This window comes from Actinomadura sp. J1-007, from assembly GCF_009793335.1.
Classification (GTDB): domain Bacteria; phylum Actinomycetota; class Actinomycetes; order Streptosporangiales; family Streptosporangiaceae; genus Spirillospora; species Spirillospora yumaensis.
This window is the reverse complement of the sequence record NZ_WING01000002.1, coordinates 336,960-354,970: the sequence shown is the minus strand read 5'-3', so window position 1 is coordinate 354,970 and position 18,011 is coordinate 336,960. Positions and strand designations below refer to the sequence as shown.

The window sequence follows — 18,011 nt, the reverse complement described above, 5'->3', positions numbered from 1 at the left end:
TGCTCCCTCGTGGTGCGGGCCGGTGGTCGCGTTCACCGCAGGCGCGGCAGGACCTGCCCGGCGTAGAAGTCGAAGAACTCGTCCTGGTCGGGCCCGATCTGGTTGACGTAGACCTCGTCGTAGCCGGCGTCCACGTACGCGCGGAGCGCCGCGGCGTGCACCTCGGGATCGGGCCCGCACGCCAGCTCGACCATGTCGTCGGTGACGACGCTCGCGAGCTGCTCGAAATGCCTCGGCAGCGTCAGGATCTGCATGGCCTCGCCGCTGAGCTGCTCGGTCGGCCAGATCCGCCGCACGGTGGCGCGGGCCTGCGCCTCGTCCGGCGCCCAGCACACCTTCAGGCCGCCCGCCGCGGGCTTGCCCCCGCCGCCCTCCGCGGCGAAGAGCTTGCGCAGCTCGGCGTCGGGCTGGACGCAGATGAACCCGTCGGCGATCCGCCCCGCGGCCCGGGTGGTGCGCTTCCCGAGCCCGGAGACGTAGACGGGCGGCGGCTCCTCGGGCAGCGTGTAGAGCCGCGCGGTGTTGACGTCGAAGAACTCGCCGTGGTGGGTGACGAGCTTGCCCGTGAACAGCCGCCGCATCACCTCGACGGCCTCCTCCAGCATGGCGAGCCGGTCGGCCGCCGGAGGCCAGGACGAGTCGGTGACGTGCTCGTTCAGCGCCTCGCCGGTGCCGACGCCGAGCCGGAACCGCCCGCCGGTCAGCACCGCGCTGGTCGCGGCGGCCTGCGCGACGACCGCCGGGTGCATCCGCTGGGTCGGGCAGGTGACGGCCGTCGTGATCGGCAGCGAGGTGACCTCCGACAGGGCCCCGATGACCGACCAGACGAACGACGACTGGCCCTGCGCCTCCGTCCACGGGTGGTAGTGGTCGGAGATCCAGAGCGCCTCGAACCCGGCCCGCTCGGCGAGCTTGGCCTGCCTGATCAGCTCCCGCGGGGAGTGCTCCTCCGACCCCAGGAAATAGCCGAATGTCGTCATGCGGCCCCCTCCGCTCGTTCTCGGCGTTCCGCCTCGATCCCCCCGTCCTGGGGACGCTTCCCCCGGGACATGGTTGAAACGTGCCCCGCGGGTAACCGACGCAACATGGCCGTTGGCACCCGGAATGAGCTGCACGAGGACCTGAGGACGCACGTGGACGGGGAGGTCCGCTTCGACGCGGGGTCGCTGGCCGCGTACGCGCACGACTCGTCCAACTACAGACAGCCGCCGATCGGCGTGGTCGTGCCGCGCACGATCGAGGCCGGAATCGAGGCCGTGGCGGCCTGCCACGCGCACCGGGTGCCGGTCCTGTCACGCGGCGGCGGGACGAGCCTGGCCGGGCAGTGCTGCAACGAGGCCGTCGTGATCGACTGGTCGAAGTACTGCCACCGGCTGGTCTCGCTGGATCCGGACGCGCGCCGCGCCGTGGTCGAGCCGGGCGCCTGCCTGGACGACCTCAACCGGGAGCTGTCCGGGCACCGGCTGATGGTGGGCCCGCGGCCCTCCACCCACGACACCTGCACGATCGGCGGGATGATCGGCAACAACTCGTGCGGGGCGTCCGCCCAGGCGTACGGGAAGATGGCCGACTCGGTGGCGCGCCTGGAGGTGCTCACCTACGACGGGACCCGGATGTGGGTCGGGCCGACGTCCGGCGAGGCGTTCGACCAGATCGTCGCCGAGGGCGGGCGGCGCGCCGAGATCTACCGCGCCCTGCGGGACCTGGTGGACGGGTCGATGGCGCTGATCCGCACCCGCTACCCCGACATCCCGCGCCGGGTGTCCGGCTACAACCTCGACGCGCTGCTGCCCGAGCGCGGCTTCGACGTCGCGCGGGCCCTCGTCGGGTCGGAGTCCACGCTGGTCACCGTTCTGCGCGCGGAGATCGAGCTGGTGCCGGTCCCGCGCAGGCAGTCGCTGGTCGTGCTCGGCTACGACGGCATCGTGGCGGCGGCGGACGCCGTCCCCGACGTCGCGGAGCACGAGCCGCTCGCGCTCGAAGGGATGGACGCCACGCTGCTCGACCTCGCCAAGGAGCACCACCTCGCGAGCGAGGACGTGGTGCGCGACCTGCCGGACGGCGCGGGCTGGCTGATGGTGCGGTTCGGCGGCGACACCGCGGAGGAGGCCGACGGGAAGGCCCGCGCGCTCATCGACGCGCTCAACACCTCCGAGCGGTCGCCGCGCTGCGCGTTCGTGGACGACCCGGCCAAGGAGCAGAAGCTGTGGCGGGTCCGGGAGGCGGGGCTCGGCGCGACCGCGTACCCGCCGGGGGGACCCGACACCCACGAGGGCTGGGAGGACGCCGCCGTCCCGCCCGGCGTGCTCGGCTCGTACCTGCGCGGGTTCCAGGAGCTGATCGACGCGTTCGGGTACGGCCCCGTCTCGCTGTACGGGCACTTCGGCCAGGGCTGCGTGCACACCCGGATCCCGTTCGACCTGGAGGACGAGGGCGGCGTGGAGCGCTACCGCGAGTTCGCCGAGCGGGCGGCGCGGCTGGTCGCCGACCACGGCGGCTCGCTGTCGGGCGAGCACGGGGACGGCCAGTCGCGCGGGGAACTGCTGCCGATCATGTTCGGCCCGGAGGTGGTCGAGCTGTTCCGCCGGACCAAGTCGATCTTCGATCCGGACGGGATGATGAACCCCGGCAAGGTGGTGGACCCGTACCGGCTGGACGAGAACGTCGACCGCCTCGGCTACCACCCGCCGGAGCCGGACACGCACTTCACCTACCCGGAGGACGGCGGGCGGTTCGCGCACGCGGCGGCGCGCTGCGTCGGGATCGGCAAGTGCCGCGCGTCGTCGGGCGGCGTGATGTGCCCGAGCTACCGGGTGACGGCCGAGGAGGAGCACTCCACGCGCGGCCGGGCCCGGATCCTCATGGAGATGATGCGCGGCATGCAGGACGGCGGCCGTCCGGCCGCCCCGACCGGCGGGGGGAGCGGGGCGGCGCTGCCCGACCCGTCCGAGCCGGGGCCGGGCGGCGCGGCGATCATCACGGACGGGTGGCGCTCCACTGAGGTGCTGGACGCGCTGGACCTCTGCCTGGCCTGCAAGGGCTGCCGGAGCGACTGCCCGGTCAACGTGGACATGGCCACCTACAAGGCCGAGTTCCTGGCGCACCACTACGAGCGGCGGCTGCGGCCGATGGCGCACTACACGATGGGCCGGCTGCCGTTCTGGGCCCGGCTCGCCGCGTACGCCCCGCGCGCGGCGAACGCGGCGCTGCGGGTGCCGCTCGCGGACCGCGCGGTCAAGCGGGCGGCGGGCATCGACCCGCGCCGCGACCTGCCGCGCTTCGCGGCGCGGCGCTTCACCGACGCGTTCAAGGAGCGCGAGAAGAAAGGACCGAACGGACAAAGCAGGCAAAACAATCGGCACGGACGGAATGACGGCGAGTCCGGGAGCGGGCGGCGGGTGGTGCTGTGGCCCGACACGTTCACCAACAATTTCCACCCGCGCATCGCCGAGGACGCGGTGCGGGTGCTGGAGGCGGCGGGCTACCGCGTCGAGGTGCCGCCCGCCGCGCTGTGCTGCGGCCTCACGTGGATCTCGACGGGGCAGCTCGACACGGCGGCGCGGGAGCTGCGCCGGACGGTGCGCGCCCTCGCGCCGAGGCTCCGCGAGGGCGTGCCGGTCGTCGGGCTGGAGCCGAGCTGCACGGCCGTGTTCCGCGCGGACGCGCCCGAGCTGCTGCGCGACGACCCGCTCGCGGACGACGTCGCGCGGCTGCGCGACCAGACCCGCACCCTCGCCGAGCTGCTCGACGAGCACCAGGACGAGCTCGGCGGGACGTCCCCGCTCGGCTCCCGCGACGTGGTCGCGGGCCTCGACCGCGAGCCGGTCCGCGCGATCGCCCAGCCGCACTGCCACCAGCACGCGGTCACGGGGTTCGGGACGGACGAGCGGGTGCTGCGGCGCGCGGGCGTGGACGTCGAGGTGCTCGACGTCGGCTGCTGCGGGCTCGCGGGCAACTTCGGCTTCGAGGCCGGGCACTACGAGGTGTCGACGGCCGTCGCGGAGCAGGGCGTCTGGCCCGCCGTGCGCGGCGCGGAGCCGGGCACGGCCGTGCTCGCGGACGGCTTCTCGTGCCGTACGCAGATCGAGGCGGGGACGTCCGCGCGCCCGCGCCATCTGGCCGAGCTGCTCGCCGACCTGCTCCCGGACGGCCCCGAGCGGTAGCGCCGCCCGCGGGCGTGCCCGCGGTCAAAGATCTTTGGCGTGTCGGTATTACGGATGTCCATAAGTGGGACCGATATCATGATCACACTTATGAGAACCATTCTTCTCACCGGCGCATCGGGAGTGGTGGGCACTTCTCTGCTGCCCAGGCTCCGCCATCACCAGGTCATTTCCCTCACCCGAAATAGGGCCGTACCCGGGGCGACCGTCCGCGGCGACGTCGCGGCGCCCGGCCTCGGCCTCGGCGCCGCCGCCTACCGGCGGCTCGCCGGGACGGTCGGCACCGTCGTGCACTGCGCGGCGGTCACCGACTTCGGCGCCTCCGACGAGCGCACCGCCGAGGTGAACGTGCGCGGCACCGAGCACGTCCTCGCGTTCGCCCGCGACGCCGGGGCCGGGGTCCTGTACCTGTCCACGGCCTTCGTGACGCGCGAGAAGGAGGCCGTGGACGCGGGCGCGCCGCTCGGCTACATCAGCTCGAAGATCGCCGCCGAGGACCGGGTGCGGGAGTGCGGCCTGCCCGCCGCGATCGTCCGCCCGTCGGTGGTGGTCGGCGACTCGGCCACCGGCGAGCTGGCCCCGGTCCAGGGCTTCTACGCGTTCCTGCGCACCATGCTCCGCAACCGGCTCGGCGGCGTGGTGCCGTGCGGGGCGGACGACCTGGTCGACTTCGTCCCACGCGACGTCGTCGCGGACTGCATCGCCGCGCTGGTGGACCGGGGCGCGACCGGGGAGTACTGGCTGACCAGCGGCGACCGGGCGCCGAGCACGCGGCGGCTGTTCGAGCTCGCCGAGCGGGCCGCGGCCCGGTACGGGCGGCGGCTGGAACCGGTGCGGATGGTGTCGGCCCGCGCCTCCCGCAGGCTCGCGCGGATGGACCCGGTCCACCACGCGCCGCAGGCCCAGTTCTCCGACCTGCTGGCGCTCGCGGTGATGTTCGACGGGGCCGAGCCGTTCCCGAGCTCGCTCGGGGCGATCCCGGGCGGCCCGCCCGCGCCGACCGCCGAGACCGTGGACGGCTGGTTCGGCGCCGTCATCGGCTACCTGTACCGGGAGCACGTGCCGCCCGTCGGCCCCGCCCGGCCGCTCGCGACGCGGCGGGAGTGACGGCTTGCCCGTCGCCCCGGCCGCCCGCACCGCTCGCGCTCTCCCGCCGGCCGCCCCGTTCGCGGGGCGGCCGTCCCGGTCCGAACGGCTCGCCCTCGCGCTGGTGCGGCGGGCCCGGCTCGTGCTCGTCCTCGCGGCGCTCGCGGTCGCCGCCGCCGCGCCGTTCGCCTGGAACGTCGCCTCGCACATGTCCAGCGGCGGCTTCGCCGACGCGGGCGCCGAGTCGAGCCGCGCGGACGCCGCGCTCGCCCGCGGCGCGGGGCCCGGCGTGCCGAACCTCGTGCTCGTGGCCGCCGCGCCCCGCCCGGTGGACGATCCGGGCGTGCGCCGCGACGGCGCCGCGTTCACGCGCCGCGTCGCCGCGCTGGCGGGCGCCGGGACGCCGGTCACCTCGTACTGGGACGGCGGCGGGCCCGCGCTGCGTTCGCGCGACGGCCGCACGGCCCTGGTCGCGCTGCGGCTGCGCGGCGGCGAGGACGAACGGCGGCGGGCGGCCAGGAAGCTCGTGCCGCGCGTGACCGGACGGCACGGCGCGCTGCGCGTCTCGGCCGCCGGGGCGGAGGCGGCCGGGCTCGCCGCGCAGGACCTCAGCGAGCGGGACCTGCGCCGTTCGGAGCTGATGTCGCTCGCCCCCACGTTCGCGCTCCTCGCGCTCGTGTTCGGCGGGCTGGTCGCGGGCGCGCTGCCCGCCGTGGTCGGCGCCGCCGCCGTGACCGGGACGCTCGCGCTGCTGCGCCCGCTCGCCGAGCTCACGCCGGTGTCGCTGTACGCGGTGAACCTGACGACCGCCCTCGGCCTCGGCCTCGCGATCGACTACGGGCTGATCCTGCTCACCCGGTACCGCGAGGAGGTGGACGGCGGCCGGGGCCGGGACGCGGCGGTCGTCGCGGCGACGCTGGCCGCCGGGCGCACGATCGCGTTCTCGGCCGTGACGGTGGCGCTGTCGCTGTCGGCGATGCTGGTGTTCCCGCTGTACTTCCTGCGGTCGTTCGCGTACGCGGGGATCGCCGTGGTCGCGCTCGCCGGGATCGCCGCGCTCACCGTCCTGCCCGCGCTGCTCGCCGTGCTCGGGCCGCGCGTGGACGCGTTCGCGCTGCGCCGCACCCGCCGCCCGCGCGTGGACGCGTTCGCGCCGATCGGAGACCGCCGCCCGCGCGGGCCCGGCGCGTTCTGGGAACGGCTCGCGACGGCGGTGATGCGCCGCCCGTGGCCGGTCGCGCTCGGCGTCGGCGCGCTGCTGGCCGCGCTGGCGCTGCCGTTCGCGGGCGTCAGCTTCGGGCTCATCGACGACCGTGTGCTGCCGCCCTCCTCGCCCGTCCACCAGGCGTCGCAGGAGCTGCGCCGGGGCTTCGACACCCGTGAGCCCGTCGCCTCGGCCGTCCTGCCGGGCCTGGACCCGCGCCGCGACGCCGCCCGGCTGGCCGCCTACGCGGCGGCGCTGTCCCGCGTCGAGGGCGTGGACCGCGTCGAGACCGGGCCCGGCCGGACGGCGTGGGCGGCGGTCCGGTCCCGGGTCGAGCCGTACTCCGACGCGGGCACGCGGCTCGTGGCCGCCCTGCGCGCCGTCCCGGCGCCGGGCGGGGCGCTGGTCGGCGGGCCCGCGGCGCGCCTCGCCGACACCCGCGCGGCCGTCGCGGACCGGCTGCCGTGGGCGCTGCTGATCATCGGGACGGCCACGGCGGCGCTGGTGTTCCTGCTCACCGGCGGCGTGCTGCTGGCCGCGAAGGCGCCGGCGGTGGGCCTGCTGAGCCTCGGCGCGTCGTTCGGGGCGGTCGTGCACGTGTTCCAGGAGGGGCGCCTGCGGTGGCTGGTCGGCGACTTCGTCGTCACGGGGATGACCGACCTGACGGTCCCGGTGCTGATGTTCTGCGTCGCGTTCGGCCTGTCGATGGACTACGAGATCTTCCTGCTGGCCCGGATCGTCGAGTGCCGCGCGGCGAGCGGCGACACGGCGCGCGCGGTCGCGGCCGGGCTGCGGCACACCGGCCGCCCGGTCACCTCGGCGGCGGCGGTCGTCGCGATCGTCTTCGCCGCGTTCGCCGCGTCCGGGCTGACCCTGCTGAAGGTGCTCGGGGCCGGGCTCGCGCTCGCCGTGGTGCTGGACGCCACGCTCGTGCGCGGCCTGCTCGTCCCGGCGGTGATGCGGCTGGCGGGCGAGGCGAACTGGTGGGCCCCCGCGCCCCTGCGCCGCGCGCTCCCGGGGGCGGGCGGCGCGCCCCGCCGGCGGTGATCTCTTTGCCTCCGCGCGGTGTTACGCAGACCCCATAACGGTCAGGAAGCCGACAGGAGGCTGCGAAACGGGGGCGATGCGGAGCATGTGGACGTACTCGTGCAGGGACACCGCCGTCGACCTGGGCAGCGCCACCGTGCGGATGCACCTCAACGGGCGGGGCGTGGTCGCCCGCGAGCCCGCCGTCCTCGCCCGCTCCCGGCAGACCGGGAGGATACTGGCGCTCGGCGCTTCCGCCCGCGCCCTCGCGGGCCGCAGCACCGACATCTCGCTGATCCACCCGATCCGGCAGGGCGCCCCGGCGGAGGCCGACGAGACCGAGTACCTGCTGCGGCACCTCGTGCGCACCCACCACGGGCGCCGCTACACCGCCAAGCCGCGCATGGTCGTGTGCGTGCCGAGCGGGCTCACGCCGGTGCAGTTCGACGCCGTGCAGGCGGCGGCCTTCCAGGCGGGGGCCCGCCGGCTCAGCCTCGTCCCGACGCCGCTCGCCGCGGCCGCGGGCGCCGGGCTCTCGGTGACCGACGGCGAGGTCGTCATCGTCGCCGACATCGGCGCGGAGGTCACCGACATCGGCATCATCGCGTTCGGCGGGCTGGTCAGCTCGCACATGGCGAAGGTCGGCGGCGCCTCGCTGGACCGCGCCATCATCGCCCAGGTGCGGCGCGAGCACGACGTCGCGCTGTCGCCGGTCGCGGCCGAGTCCGCCAAGCTCGCCGTCGGCTCCGCGCTGCCCAAGGGCAAGCAGCGGACCCGGCGCATCCTCGTGCACGGCCGCGACCTCGCCAGCGGGCTGCCGCGCCCGGTCGTGCTGACCGGCGCGGAGGTGCAGCGCGCCATCGCCCGCGCGGTGGACGCCATCGTGGACGCCGTCCGGGTCGGCGTCGGGCGCTGCTCCCCGGAGATCTCCAGCGACCTGCTCCACTCCGGCCTCACCCTGACCGGCGGGACGGCGCGGCTGCCGGGCCTGGACCGCTACATCCGCACCGAGACCGGGCTGCGCGCCGAGGCCGGGCAGAACGCCCCCGACGCCGCCGTGCTCGGGGCCGCCGCGTTCCTGCGCGGCGACTACCCGCGCGTTGGCCGGTTTCCGCTGCGAAGCGAGCGGCACGGCGTCACGATGGGTGCATGGCCTTCGAGGGGATGCCCGGGTACGACCTGATCAACGTCGTCAGGGACCTCGATCCCGTCGAGGCGGTCCGCGACCAGGAGGCCGCCGAGCGGATGCGCGTCTACCCCAAGGTCGTCGGCGCGGGCCCGCCCGACTTCGGCTGCGCCGAGCAGGCCGGCGGGGCGTGGCGCGTCCTGTCCCTCGGCGCGGCGGAGCCCGCGGGCGCCCGCGTGGACCTCGCGATCCACCTGCGGACGGCGGCCGAGACCAGCCCCGCCGACGCGCGCGAGCTGGTCGCGGCGGCGCGGCGGCTCGACCCCGAGGAGGACGAGGGCGAGGCCGACCGGGCGAGCGACTGGCCGGTGGCCGGGCGGCGCTTCCGCATCGTCCGGGTGCTCGGGTTCACCCGGTTCGGCGCGGACGGCCCCGAGCCCGCGCGGGCGACCGACACCGAGGAGGCGCCGCTCAAGGGCTACCCGATCGACCCGGTCGCGCCGGTCGGCCCGTCCGAGGCCGCGCTCCGGCTGGAGCTGCTCAGCCTCGTCCCCGCCGCCGGAACGGTCCCCGAGACCGAACGGCGCGAGGCCGTCGACGCGGTCAAGAACCACCCCGGCGTGGTGCTGCTGCCGCCCGAGTACACCGTGGTCGAGGAGCGCGACGCCGGCTGGAGCCCGATCACCGGAGGCAGCGGCCCCGGCGACGCCCGCCGCGCCCTCGCCTACACCTTCCGCGAGATCCTCCCCCGCTTCCCGCTGCCCGGACGGCCCGAGCCGACGCCGGGCGAGCTCGCCGAGTACGCGGCCGCCGCCGGGCGCATCGAGGCCGCGGCCCACGAGGTCGAGTTCGTCGTCGCCGGGCGCCGCTACCGGACGATCCGGGTGGTGCGGATGATCCGGGTCGGGCCCGACGGCCCCGAACCGGCCCGCCCGTCCGACGAGTCGGCCGCCGACGCCTACTTCACCGACGACTGACCCTGTCTCTCTGGGCCCCGCCGCCGTCCGCCGCTACGCGGGTCGTTCCCCGTGGACGTCGGCGATCGCCGCGAGGATCTGCTCCCGCGCGTCCTCGGGTTCGGTGATGCCGATGAGGACGTAGTAGGCGAGCCCTTCGGCCAGTGCCGCGAGCCGTACCGCCGCCGTCCGGGGGTCGAGTCCGGCGGGCGCGGCGCCCGCGTCCTGGGCGCGCCGTACGAGCACGGCCAGCTCGCGGTGGAACTCGGCGTACCGGGCGCGCATCCGTCCGGCGATGGCCTCGTCCGACAGCGCGAGCGCGGTGAACGACTGCCGTACCCGCAGGTGCGTGCGCGTCTCGGGGTCGTGCGGGACGAGCTGGGTGAGCACGACCGTGAGGGCCTCGCGGGGCGGCGCGGTGAGCGGGTCGCCGCCGACGAGCCGCCGGATGCGGGCGGTGCTCCGCGCGTTCGCCCGGTCGAACGCCGCCTCGATCAGCTCCTTCTTCGCGGGGAAGTAGTGCTGGACGCGTCCGGCCGAGACCCCCGCCCGCGCGGCGACCTCGGTCTGCGAGACCGCCTGGAGCCCGCGCCCGGCGACGATCGCGAGGACCGCGTCGGCGATCTGCTCGCGCCGCTCCTCGTGCCGCGCGCCCGGCCCGCGCGTGCGACGGTTCACCGCGTCTCCCCTTTTCAATGTAGACGCATCGGATTGACGGGACGAGTCTAGCGACCCTAGCCTTCGGGCGACAGTCATAACGATGCGATCACATTGATTTGATCGGGAACGGGGGCGCGGATGGGCGGGCGCGGCGCGGCGCGGGCGGGAACGGTGCTGGCCGTGGCGTGCGCGGCGCAGTTCATGGTCGTCCTGGACGTGTCGGTGGTGAACGTCGCGCTTCCGGCGATCCGGGACGACCTGGGGTTCGGCCCGTCGGGGCTGCCGTGGGTGGCCGGGGCCTACGCGCTCGCGTTCGGCGGGTTCCTGCTGCTCGGCGGGCGGCTCGCCGACCTGTACGGGCACCGGCGGGTCTTCGTCGCGGGCCTGCTGCTGTTCTCGGGCGCGAGCCTGGTCGGCGGCCTCGCCACCGGACCCGCCACGCTGATCGCGGCCCGCGCCGCGCAGGGGCTCGGCGCGGCCGTGCTCGCGCCGGTGACGCTGACCGTCCTCACGACCGCGTTCCCCGAGGGGCCCGCCCGCACCCGCGCGCTCGCGATCTGGACCGCCGTCGGGCTGACCGGCGGCGCGGCGGGCAACCTGCTCGGCGGGCTGCTCACCGAGGCGGCGTCGTGGCGGTGGATCCTGCTGGTCAACGTGCCGGTGGGCGCGGCGGCGGTCGCCGCGGCCGTCCGCGCCCTGCCCGCCGGTCCGCCGCCGTCGCGGGGGCGGCGGCTCGACCTGCCCGGCGCGGTCCTGGTCACCGCCGGGCTGTCGGCGCTGACGTACGGCCTGTCCCGCGCCGGGGAGCACGGCGGTCCGGCCGACCCGGCGGCGGCGGGCGCGCTCGCCCTCGCGGTCGTCGCGCTCGCGGCGTTCGCAGCCGTCGAGGCCCGGTACGCCGCGCACCCGCTGATGCCGCCGCGGCTGCTGCGGACCCGCGCGATCGCCGTCGGCAACGCGGTCATGCTGCTCGCCGGGGCCTGCTTCCAGATCCCGCTGTGGTACTTCCTCACCCTGGTCATGCAGAACGTGCTGCACTACTCGGCCCTGCGCACCGGCGCGGCGTTCCTCCCGCACACCCTGCTCACCCTCGCGGTCGGCCTGTACGCCACGCCCCGCCTCATGCGGCGGCTGGACGACCGCGTGCTGATCGCCACCGGGGCGCTGGTCGCCGCCGCCGGGTTCCTGTGGCAGAGCCGTACCGGCGCGGGCGACGGGTACGTCACCGGCGTCCTCGGGCCCGCGATCCCGATCTCGGTCGGGGGCGGGCTGTTCACCACCCCGCTGACGAGCACGGTCACGGGCGGGGTCGCGGACGGCGACGCGGGCGCGGCGTCCGGGCTGATGAACACCGCCAAGCAGGTCGGCGGGGCGCTCGGGCTGGCGGCGCTGAGCACGTTCGCGCCGGGCTCCTCCGGCAGCGCGGCGGCCGCGTACGGGCACGCGTTCCTCGGCTGCGCGGCCTTCCTCGCCGTCGCCGCGGGGCTCGCTCTCGTACTGCCCGCGGCGCCGCGGCACTCGGGCGCGCCGGTTGACGCGCCTTCCCGCGGGTGATGGGATTTCCGTTCCGACATGGCCACTGAATCGAACGAACGACTCGCCGCCTTCGGCAACCAATTGGTCGAGGTCCACCTCTGGCTCCGCGACGAACTTGACCGGCTTCGCGACGACCTCGACGCCTATCTGGACGGCGGCGGCGAACGTCCCCGCGAGCTGCGCGCGCACTGCCTCTCCTTCTGCTCCGCTCTGGACCGGCACCACACCGGCGAGGACGGCGGCGCGTTCCCCGTCCTCGAACGGCGCTTCCCGCAATTGCGTCCCGTACTCGATGAGTTGCGGAACGATCACGTACTGGTGTCCGACGCGCTGCGCCGACTGGAATCCCTGATGAGCGGACTCGAAACGGAGAAGGCCGACCCGGGGAAAGCGCGATCCGTACGGGCCGAACTGGATACGCTTGCGGCTCTGATGGAAACGCATTTCGTCTACGAGGAGAAGCGGATCGTCTCCGCGCTCAACTCGCTGGACGTCCCCGGCTGGCACGCGTCACGCCCCGACTTCCTGGACGGCCCCACATGAGCGACACCTCCGCCCCGGTCCCCCCGGGGATCGACACGAGCGTCCCGCACCCCGCGCGGGTGTGGGACTACTGGCTGGGCGGCAAGGACCACTTCGCCGCCGACCGGGAGGCGGGCGAGCACCTGCTCGGCGCCATGCCCGACTGGGTGGAGGTCGCCCGCGCCGACCGGCAGTTCCTCGCGCGCGCCGTCCGCTACCTGGTGCGGGAGGCGGGGATCCGGCAGTTCCTCGACATCGGCACCGGCATCCCGACCGCCAACAACACCCACGAGGTCGCGCAGTCCCTCGCGCCCGAGAGCCGCATCGTCTACGTCGACAACGACCCGATCGTCCTCGTGCACGCGCGGGCGCTGCTGACCAGCACGCCGGAGGGCGCGACCGCCTACCTCGACGCCGACGTGCGCGACCCGGACCGGATCGTCGAGGCCGCCCGCGCGACGCTCGACCTGTCCGAGCCGGTCGCGGTCACCATGCTGGCGATCATGGAGTTCATCACCGACCAGGCCGAGGCGCTGTCGATCGTCGGCCGGCTGCTCGCGCCGCTGCCGTCCGGCAGCCATCTGGCGATCGCGCAGCCCGTGCACAGCGAGGCGATCGACGAGGCGGCGCGGCGGTGGAACGAGAGCGGCGCCACGCCCGTGTCGGGCCGCCACCCCGAGGAGATCGGCGCGCTGTTCGCCGGGCTGGAGCTGGTCGAGCCCGGCCTGGTGCCGCTGCCGAAGTGGCGGCCGGACGAGGCGACGAGCTTCACCGACCGCGACATCCCGAGCTACTGCGCCGTCGGCCGCAAGCCGTGAGCGGCGTCGCCCGCGACGTCACTTCCCCCGGCAGGCCGCGCCTGGAGGAGGTGTCCGAGGGGATCTACGCCTACCTCCAGCCCGACGGCACCTGGTGGATCAACAACACCGGCTTCCTCGCCGGCCACCGGGGCGTGGTCAGCGTGGACGCCTGCTCCACCGAGCGCCGCACCCGCGCGTACCTGGACGCGATCGCGTCGGTGACGCCGCGGCCCGTCCGCACGCTCGTCAACACCCACCACCACGGCGACCACACGTTCGGCAACTACCTGTTCGCGGGCGCGACGGTCGTCGGGCACGAGCGGACCCGCGAGGGCGTGCTCGGCTGGGGCCGGCCGTTCGACGCGCCGGTCTGGACGCCGGTGGACTGGGGCGGCATCGAGCTGGAGCCGCCGTTCCTCACCTACACCGAGGGCGTCACGCTGTGGGTGGACGACCTGCGCTGCGAGGTGCGCCACGTGGGCGCTCCGGCGCACACGCCGAACGACTCGATCGTGTGGGTCCCGGACCGGCGGGTGCTGTTCTGCGGCGACCTGCTGTTCAACGGCGGCACGCCGTTCCTCATGCAGGGCTCCGTCGCGGGCGCGATCTCCGTGCTGGAGGAGGTCGTCAAGCCGCTCGGCGCCGAGACGATCGTGCCGGGGCACGGGCCCGTCTCCGGCCCCGGGCTGATCGACGAGGTGCTCGGCTACCTGCGGTTCGTCCAGGACACCGCGGTCGCGGGCCGGGCCGCGGGCCTGTCCCCGCTGGAGGCGGGGCGCGAGACCGACCTCGGGCCGTACGCCGGCCTGACCGACCCCGAACGGATCGTCGGCAACCTGCACCGCGCCTACGCCGAGCTGGACGGGGCCGAGCCCGGCGCCGAGATCGACGTGGTGATGGCCATGGCCGACATGGTCACCTACAACGGCGGAAAGCCGCTCACCTGCCGGGCGTAGTCACCGCTACTCAGAGGTAACCGAGTAGGGGGACGGATGTCCCGGGCGCCCGGCGCGCGCGACGCTGGGCGGCATGGACGGACTCTACGCGCTCAAGCCCTGGTACGCGGACCGGCTCGGCGGCGTCCGGGCCGCGCTCGTCCGGCGCCGGGTGTCCCCGACGCGGTCACGGCCGCCGGGGTCGCCGCGGGCGCCGGGGCGGGCTGCGCCCTCGCCCTCACCGCGCCCGGCCCGCTCGCCGGGCTCCTGGTCACGCTGCTGCTCGCGGCGCGGCTCGCGTGCGCCAACCTCGACGGCGCGATCGCCCGGGAGACCGGGCGCGGCACGCCGTGGGGGTCGGTGCTGAACGAGCTCGGCGACCGCGCCGCCGAGCTGGCCGTCCTCGCGGGCTGCCTCGCGCTCGCGCCCGCCTGGATCGTGGCCGCCGCGGCGCTCGCGGCGACGCTGCCGTCCTGGGTGTCGCTCGCGGGCGCGGCGGCCGGGGGCCCGCGCCCGCAGGGGTGGCCCGTCGGGAAGACCGAGCGCTGCCTGCTGCTCGCGCTCGTCGCGTTCACCGGCTGGGCCGTCCCGCTGCTCGCCGTGCTCGCCGCCGGATCGCTGCTGACCGCGGCCGTCCGGCTCGGACGCATCCGGAGGTCGCTGTGACCGTGCCCCTCCAGTCCCTGCCCTACCTGACCGGCGCGTTCGCCGTCAGCGGCGTCGCGGTGCTCGGCGCGGGCCGCCGGGAGCTGATCGAGCGCTGGCTGAGCTGGCTGGTGATCGTCCCGCTCTTCGGCGCCGCGTTCTGGCTGGGCGCCCCCGGCACGGCCGCGCTCGCGGCGGGGGCCGCGCTGGTCGCCGCCGCCGAGTACGCCCGCCTCGCCCGCCTGCGCCGTACGGACCTCGCGGTGATGGCCGCCGCCCTGGTCGCGTTCCCCCTCACGGCCTGGCTCGCGCCGGGCCACCTGCTCCGCCTGCTGGTGGCGGCGCTCCTCGCGGTCGCGCTGCTGCCGGTCCTCGCGGGCGACACCGCGACCGGCGCGGAACGGGCCCGCGGCGCCGCGTTCGGCGTGGTCTGGCTCGCGCCGCTCAGCGGGCTCGTCCTGCTCGGCGACCTCGCCCTGCCGCTGTGCGCGGCGATCGCGGTCGCGGACGTGTCGGCCTGGTGCGGCGGCAAGCTGCTGCGCGGGCCCGCGCTGTCGCCGCTCAGCCCCGCCAAGCGGTGGGGCGGCGTCGCGGGCGGAGCGGCCGGGGGCGTCGCGATCCTCGTCCTGCTCGGCGCGGCGACGCCCGCGACCGTCGTCGCCGTCGCGGCGGGCGCGCCGCTCGGCGACCTCCTGGAGTCCATGCTGAAGCGCGGCGCCGGGGTCAAGGACGCCGGGCACTGGCTCCCCGGCTTCGGCGGCCTGCTGGACCGGATCGACTCCCTGCTCGTGGCGCTCGCCGTGGCGATGGTGCTGTCATGATCGCCGCGTACGTCCGCCGCGCCGCCTGGCGCGCCGCGTTCCGCGCCGCGGGCGGCCTCGACGTCGCCGGCCCCGCGCCGGACGGCCCGTGCGTGATCGTCGCCAACCACTCCTCGCACGCCGACACCGTCGCGCTCCTCGCCGCGCTGCCCGCCCGCCGCCGCCCGGTGGTCGCCGCGGCGGCCGACTACTGGTTCGCGACCCGCGCGCGGTCGCTGGTCTGCCGGGCCGCGGTCGCCGGGTTCCCGGTGCGCCGCGCCCGGGGCGGCTTCGACGACCTCGCCGCCGCGGCGGCCCAGCTCGCCCGGGGCCGTTCGGTGATCGTGTTCCCGGAGGGGACGCGCTCGCGCGACGGCGAGGTGGCCGAGTTCCGCTCGGGCGCCGCCCGCCTGGCGGACCTCGCGGGCGTCCCGCTCGTCCCCGCCGGGCTCACCGGGACCCGCGACCTGCTCGGCGTCCACGGCCGCCTCCGCCGCACCCGCGTCCAGGTGCGGTTCGGCCCGCGACGCACGACCTCGGGGCCGCCCGCACGTCCGTCCGCGAACTGGCCGGACAAGCCCCGTCCGGCTGACGCCCGTGGCGCGCGGGCTGGGCGGGCGGTCAGTGGACGCGGGTGAGCTTGTCGGGGTTGGTGACGGCGTAGACCCCGCTGACCTGGCCGCGGTCCGGCGTGAGCTCCAGCACGATCACCGCGAACGGCGCGTCGCCGCTGAACAGCAGCACCGAGGGGTCGCCGTTGACGCCCCGGTAGCGGACGTTGAAGCCGGCGATCCCGCGCCGCGACGAGGCGGCGATCACGCGGGCGACGCGCTCGCGGCCGTGCAGCGGGCGCAGCCCCGCCGCGCGCGCCTTGCCGCCGCCGTCGGCCCACAGCACCACGTCCGGTGCGAGGATCCGCAGCAGCGCCTGGAGGTCGCCGCCCCGCACGGCCGTCAGGAACCGTTCGGTGACCTCGCGCCGCAGCCGCGGGTCGGACCGGTAGCGCGGACGGCGCGCCTGGACGTGCTCGCGGGCGCGGTGGGCGAGCTGCCGAACGGCCGACGGGCTGCGGTCCAGGATGCCCGCGATCTCGGGATGGGCGTAGCCGAACACCTCGTGCAGCACGAACACGGCCCGTTCGAGCGGCGTGAGCGTCTCCAGGACGACCATCAGCGCCAACGACACCGACTCCGCGCGCTGGACCGCGTCCGCCCCGTCCGCCGCGTCGGCCACGTCGCCCGGGTCGGCCACGTCGAAGGCTCCGGCCAGGGCGGCGGGGCGCGCGGGCCGGCCGCGTCCGGGGCGTCGGAGGTGACGATCGGGTCGGGCAGCCAGGGGCCGATGTACGTCTCGCGCCGCCTGCTGATCGTCGCCTGGCGGGCGAGCGCGTGGTTGACGGCGATCCGCACCAGGTACGGGCGGGGCCGTTCGACCGGCTCGGCCGGGCGGGCGCTGCGGCGCGCCCACGACAGCCAGGTCTCCTGGAGGACGTCCTCGGTGTCGGCGACGCTGCCGAGCAGGTTGTAGACGATCGAGAACAGCAGTTCCCGATGGCCGACGAACGCCCCGGTCACGTCCTCCGCCGGGCCGTCCTTCGCCGGGCCGTCCTCCGCCGGGCCGTCCGGCGCGGTCCCGTTCCGGTCCTCGGTCATGGTGCCTCCCCATCGCGCGCTCACCTCCATGAGGGCGCGCGGCGGCCGGATGTGACATCCCCGGCCGCTTCTGTGAGCCATGTCTCAGCGGCGGGCGCCGATGTCACATGGGCGGGGCCCCGGCCGCTCTAAGAGGGCATGGAAACGTTCAGCCGAACGGAGCAGCCGCCCACGGGCGACACGATCGACTTCACCGTCATGTACGCGGCGCACGACGCGTTCCGCCGCGACCTCGACCGCCTCGCCACCGCCGTCGCGGCGGGCAAGGCGGACGCGCCCCTGGTCCGCGCGGGGTGGGAGAACTTCACCCGCCAGCTCCACCTGCACCACGCCGTCGAGGACGCCGTCCTGTGGCCGCGCGTCGCGCGGGCCGCCGCCGGAAGCCGGGCCGACCTCGACCTGCTGCGGGCCATGGAGGACGAGCACGCCCGCATCGACCCGCTGCTCGCCGCCGTGGACGCCGCCCTGCCCGGCGGCGCCGGGAAGCCCGTACCTGCGCGGCGCGCGGGCGGCGCGCCGGTGGACGGGCTCGCCGAACGCGTGGATGAGCTGCGCGCGGTGCTCGGCGAACACCTCACGCACGAGGAGGGGTCCGCGCTGCCGCTCATGCGGTCGGTGCTCACGCAGGACGACTGGCGCGCCTTCACCGGCGAGATGCGGCGGCGGCAGGGCGTGAAGGGCGCGGCGGTGTTCGTCCCGTGGATCGTGGACGGGGCGGCCCCGGTGGACCGCAGCCGGTTCCTCGCGTCGATGCCGCCGCCGGTGCGCGCCCTCAACCGCCTGACGTGGGAGCCCCGGTACCGCAAGCGGCGCCTCTGGAACGTTTAACGGGAGGCGCGCGTCCCGGCGCTTTTGGCAGACTCGTCCGCACCGCCGTTCACCCACCCGCGCGCCGCGCCC

Annotated in this window: 17 protein-coding genes; 13 read left to right on the top strand and 4 right to left on the bottom strand. The window is 75.9% G+C overall.

The features are described from left to right. Window positions 1–32: 32 nt before the first annotated feature. Window positions 33–980 (bottom strand): TIGR03557 family F420-dependent LLM class oxidoreductase, encoded by a 948-nt coding sequence (locus tag GEV43_RS35595; protein ID WP_160825171.1) that lies wholly within the window; start codon window positions 978–980, stop codon window positions 33–35. 105 nt (window positions 981–1,085) lie between these two features. On the opposite strand from GEV43_RS35595, the gene GEV43_RS35590 reads away from it, so the two are divergent. The 5 genes from GEV43_RS35590 (at window position 1,086) to GEV43_RS35570 (ending at window position 9,582) form a co-directional block, all read left to right on the top strand. Continuing rightward, window positions 1,086–4,163 carry an FAD-binding and (Fe-S)-binding domain-containing protein gene (locus tag GEV43_RS35590; protein ID WP_160825170.1) on the top strand — a complete coding sequence of 1,026 codons (3,078 nt, stop codon included), beginning with the start codon at window positions 1,086–1,088 and terminating at the stop codon, window positions 4,161–4,163. A 90-nt stretch (window positions 4,164–4,253) separates the two neighbouring features. Continuing rightward, window positions 4,254–5,270: an SDR family oxidoreductase gene (locus tag GEV43_RS35585; RefSeq protein ID WP_160825169.1), complete on the top strand. Its 1,017-nt coding sequence runs from the start codon at window positions 4,254–4,256 to the stop codon at window positions 5,268–5,270. A 4-nt stretch (window positions 5,271–5,274) separates the two neighbouring features. Further along, entirely contained in the window at window positions 5,275–7,500 is a 2,226-nt protein-coding gene (locus GEV43_RS35580; RefSeq protein WP_160825168.1) for an MMPL family transporter, read from the top strand. 85 nt (window positions 7,501–7,585) lie between these two features. Beyond that, window positions 7,586–8,662, top strand: a complete 1,077-nt coding sequence (locus GEV43_RS35575; RefSeq protein ID WP_160825167.1) for a rod shape-determining protein — start codon at window positions 7,586–7,588, stop codon at window positions 8,660–8,662. Continuing rightward, entirely contained in the window at window positions 8,629–9,582 is a 954-nt protein-coding gene (locus tag GEV43_RS35570) for a DUF5954 family protein (RefSeq protein ID WP_160825166.1), read from the top strand. The genes GEV43_RS35575 and GEV43_RS35570 overlap by 34 nt, the downstream gene beginning before the upstream one ends. A 33-nt stretch (window positions 9,583–9,615) precedes the next feature. On the opposite strand, the gene GEV43_RS35565 is transcribed toward GEV43_RS35570, so the two are convergent. Further along, the gene (locus GEV43_RS35565; protein WP_309240109.1) at window positions 9,616–10,239 is read right to left on the bottom strand and encodes a TetR/AcrR family transcriptional regulator; all 624 of its coding nucleotides are present in this window, start codon (window positions 10,237–10,239) and stop codon (window positions 9,616–9,618) included. A 120-nt stretch (window positions 10,240–10,359) separates the two neighbouring features. Here GEV43_RS35565 and GEV43_RS35560 point away from each other — a divergent pair, with 120 nt between their 5' ends. Genes GEV43_RS35560 through GEV43_RS35530 form a run of 7 tightly spaced genes read left to right on the top strand, consistent with a single transcriptional unit; the run spans window position 10,360 to window position 16,097 of the window. Further along, window positions 10,360–11,775, top strand: a complete 1,416-nt coding sequence (locus tag GEV43_RS35560; protein ID WP_160825164.1) for an MFS transporter — start codon at window positions 10,360–10,362, stop codon at window positions 11,773–11,775. Between the two features lie 18 nt (window positions 11,776–11,793). Further along, window positions 11,794–12,300, top strand: coding sequence for a hemerythrin domain-containing protein (locus GEV43_RS35555; protein ID WP_160825163.1), 507 nt, complete (start codon window positions 11,794–11,796; stop codon window positions 12,298–12,300). Continuing rightward, window positions 12,297–13,097, top strand: a complete 801-nt coding sequence (locus tag GEV43_RS35550; RefSeq protein WP_160825162.1) for an SAM-dependent methyltransferase — start codon at window positions 12,297–12,299, stop codon at window positions 13,095–13,097. Before GEV43_RS35555 ends, GEV43_RS35550 begins: the two co-directional genes overlap by 4 nt. Further along, on the top strand, window positions 13,094–14,035 hold the full coding sequence (locus tag GEV43_RS35545) for an MBL fold metallo-hydrolase (protein ID WP_160825161.1): 942 nt from the start codon (window positions 13,094–13,096) through the stop codon (window positions 14,033–14,035). Before GEV43_RS35550 ends, GEV43_RS35545 begins: the two co-directional genes overlap by 4 nt. 36 nt (window positions 14,036–14,071) lie before the next feature. Next, window positions 14,072–14,680, top strand: coding sequence for a CDP-alcohol phosphatidyltransferase family protein (locus GEV43_RS35540; protein WP_241684156.1), 609 nt, complete (start codon window positions 14,072–14,074; stop codon window positions 14,678–14,680). Continuing rightward, the gene (locus tag GEV43_RS35535) at window positions 14,677–15,480 is read left to right on the top strand and encodes a phosphatidate cytidylyltransferase (RefSeq protein WP_160825160.1); all 804 of its coding nucleotides are present in this window, start codon (window positions 14,677–14,679) and stop codon (window positions 15,478–15,480) included. The genes GEV43_RS35540 and GEV43_RS35535 overlap by 4 nt, the downstream gene beginning before the upstream one ends. Then, window positions 15,477–16,097 (top strand): 1-acyl-sn-glycerol-3-phosphate acyltransferase, encoded by a 621-nt coding sequence (locus GEV43_RS35530; protein ID WP_175250972.1) that lies wholly within the window; start codon window positions 15,477–15,479, stop codon window positions 16,095–16,097. Before GEV43_RS35535 ends, GEV43_RS35530 begins: the two co-directional genes overlap by 4 nt. On the opposite strand, the gene GEV43_RS35525 is transcribed toward GEV43_RS35530, so the two are convergent. Together GEV43_RS35525 and GEV43_RS55435 are read right to left on the bottom strand one after the other, a co-directional pair. Next, a complete protein-coding gene (locus tag GEV43_RS35525) occupies window positions 16,081–16,710 on the bottom strand; it encodes a sigma factor-like helix-turn-helix DNA-binding protein (RefSeq protein ID WP_309240108.1) in 630 nt (209 codons plus the stop codon). The genes GEV43_RS35530 and GEV43_RS35525 overlap by 17 nt on opposite strands. Continuing rightward, window positions 16,629–17,111, bottom strand: coding sequence for a sigma factor (locus GEV43_RS55435; protein WP_309240107.1), 483 nt, complete (start codon window positions 17,109–17,111; stop codon window positions 16,629–16,631). Before GEV43_RS55435 ends, GEV43_RS35525 begins: the two co-directional genes overlap by 82 nt. 138 nt (window positions 17,112–17,249) lie before the next feature. Between GEV43_RS55435 and GEV43_RS35520 the strand changes: the two genes are divergently transcribed. Beyond that, a complete protein-coding gene (locus GEV43_RS35520; protein WP_160825159.1) occupies window positions 17,250–17,939 on the top strand; it encodes a hemerythrin domain-containing protein in 690 nt (229 codons plus the stop codon). The last annotated feature ends 72 nt before the right edge of the window (window positions 17,940–18,011 follow it).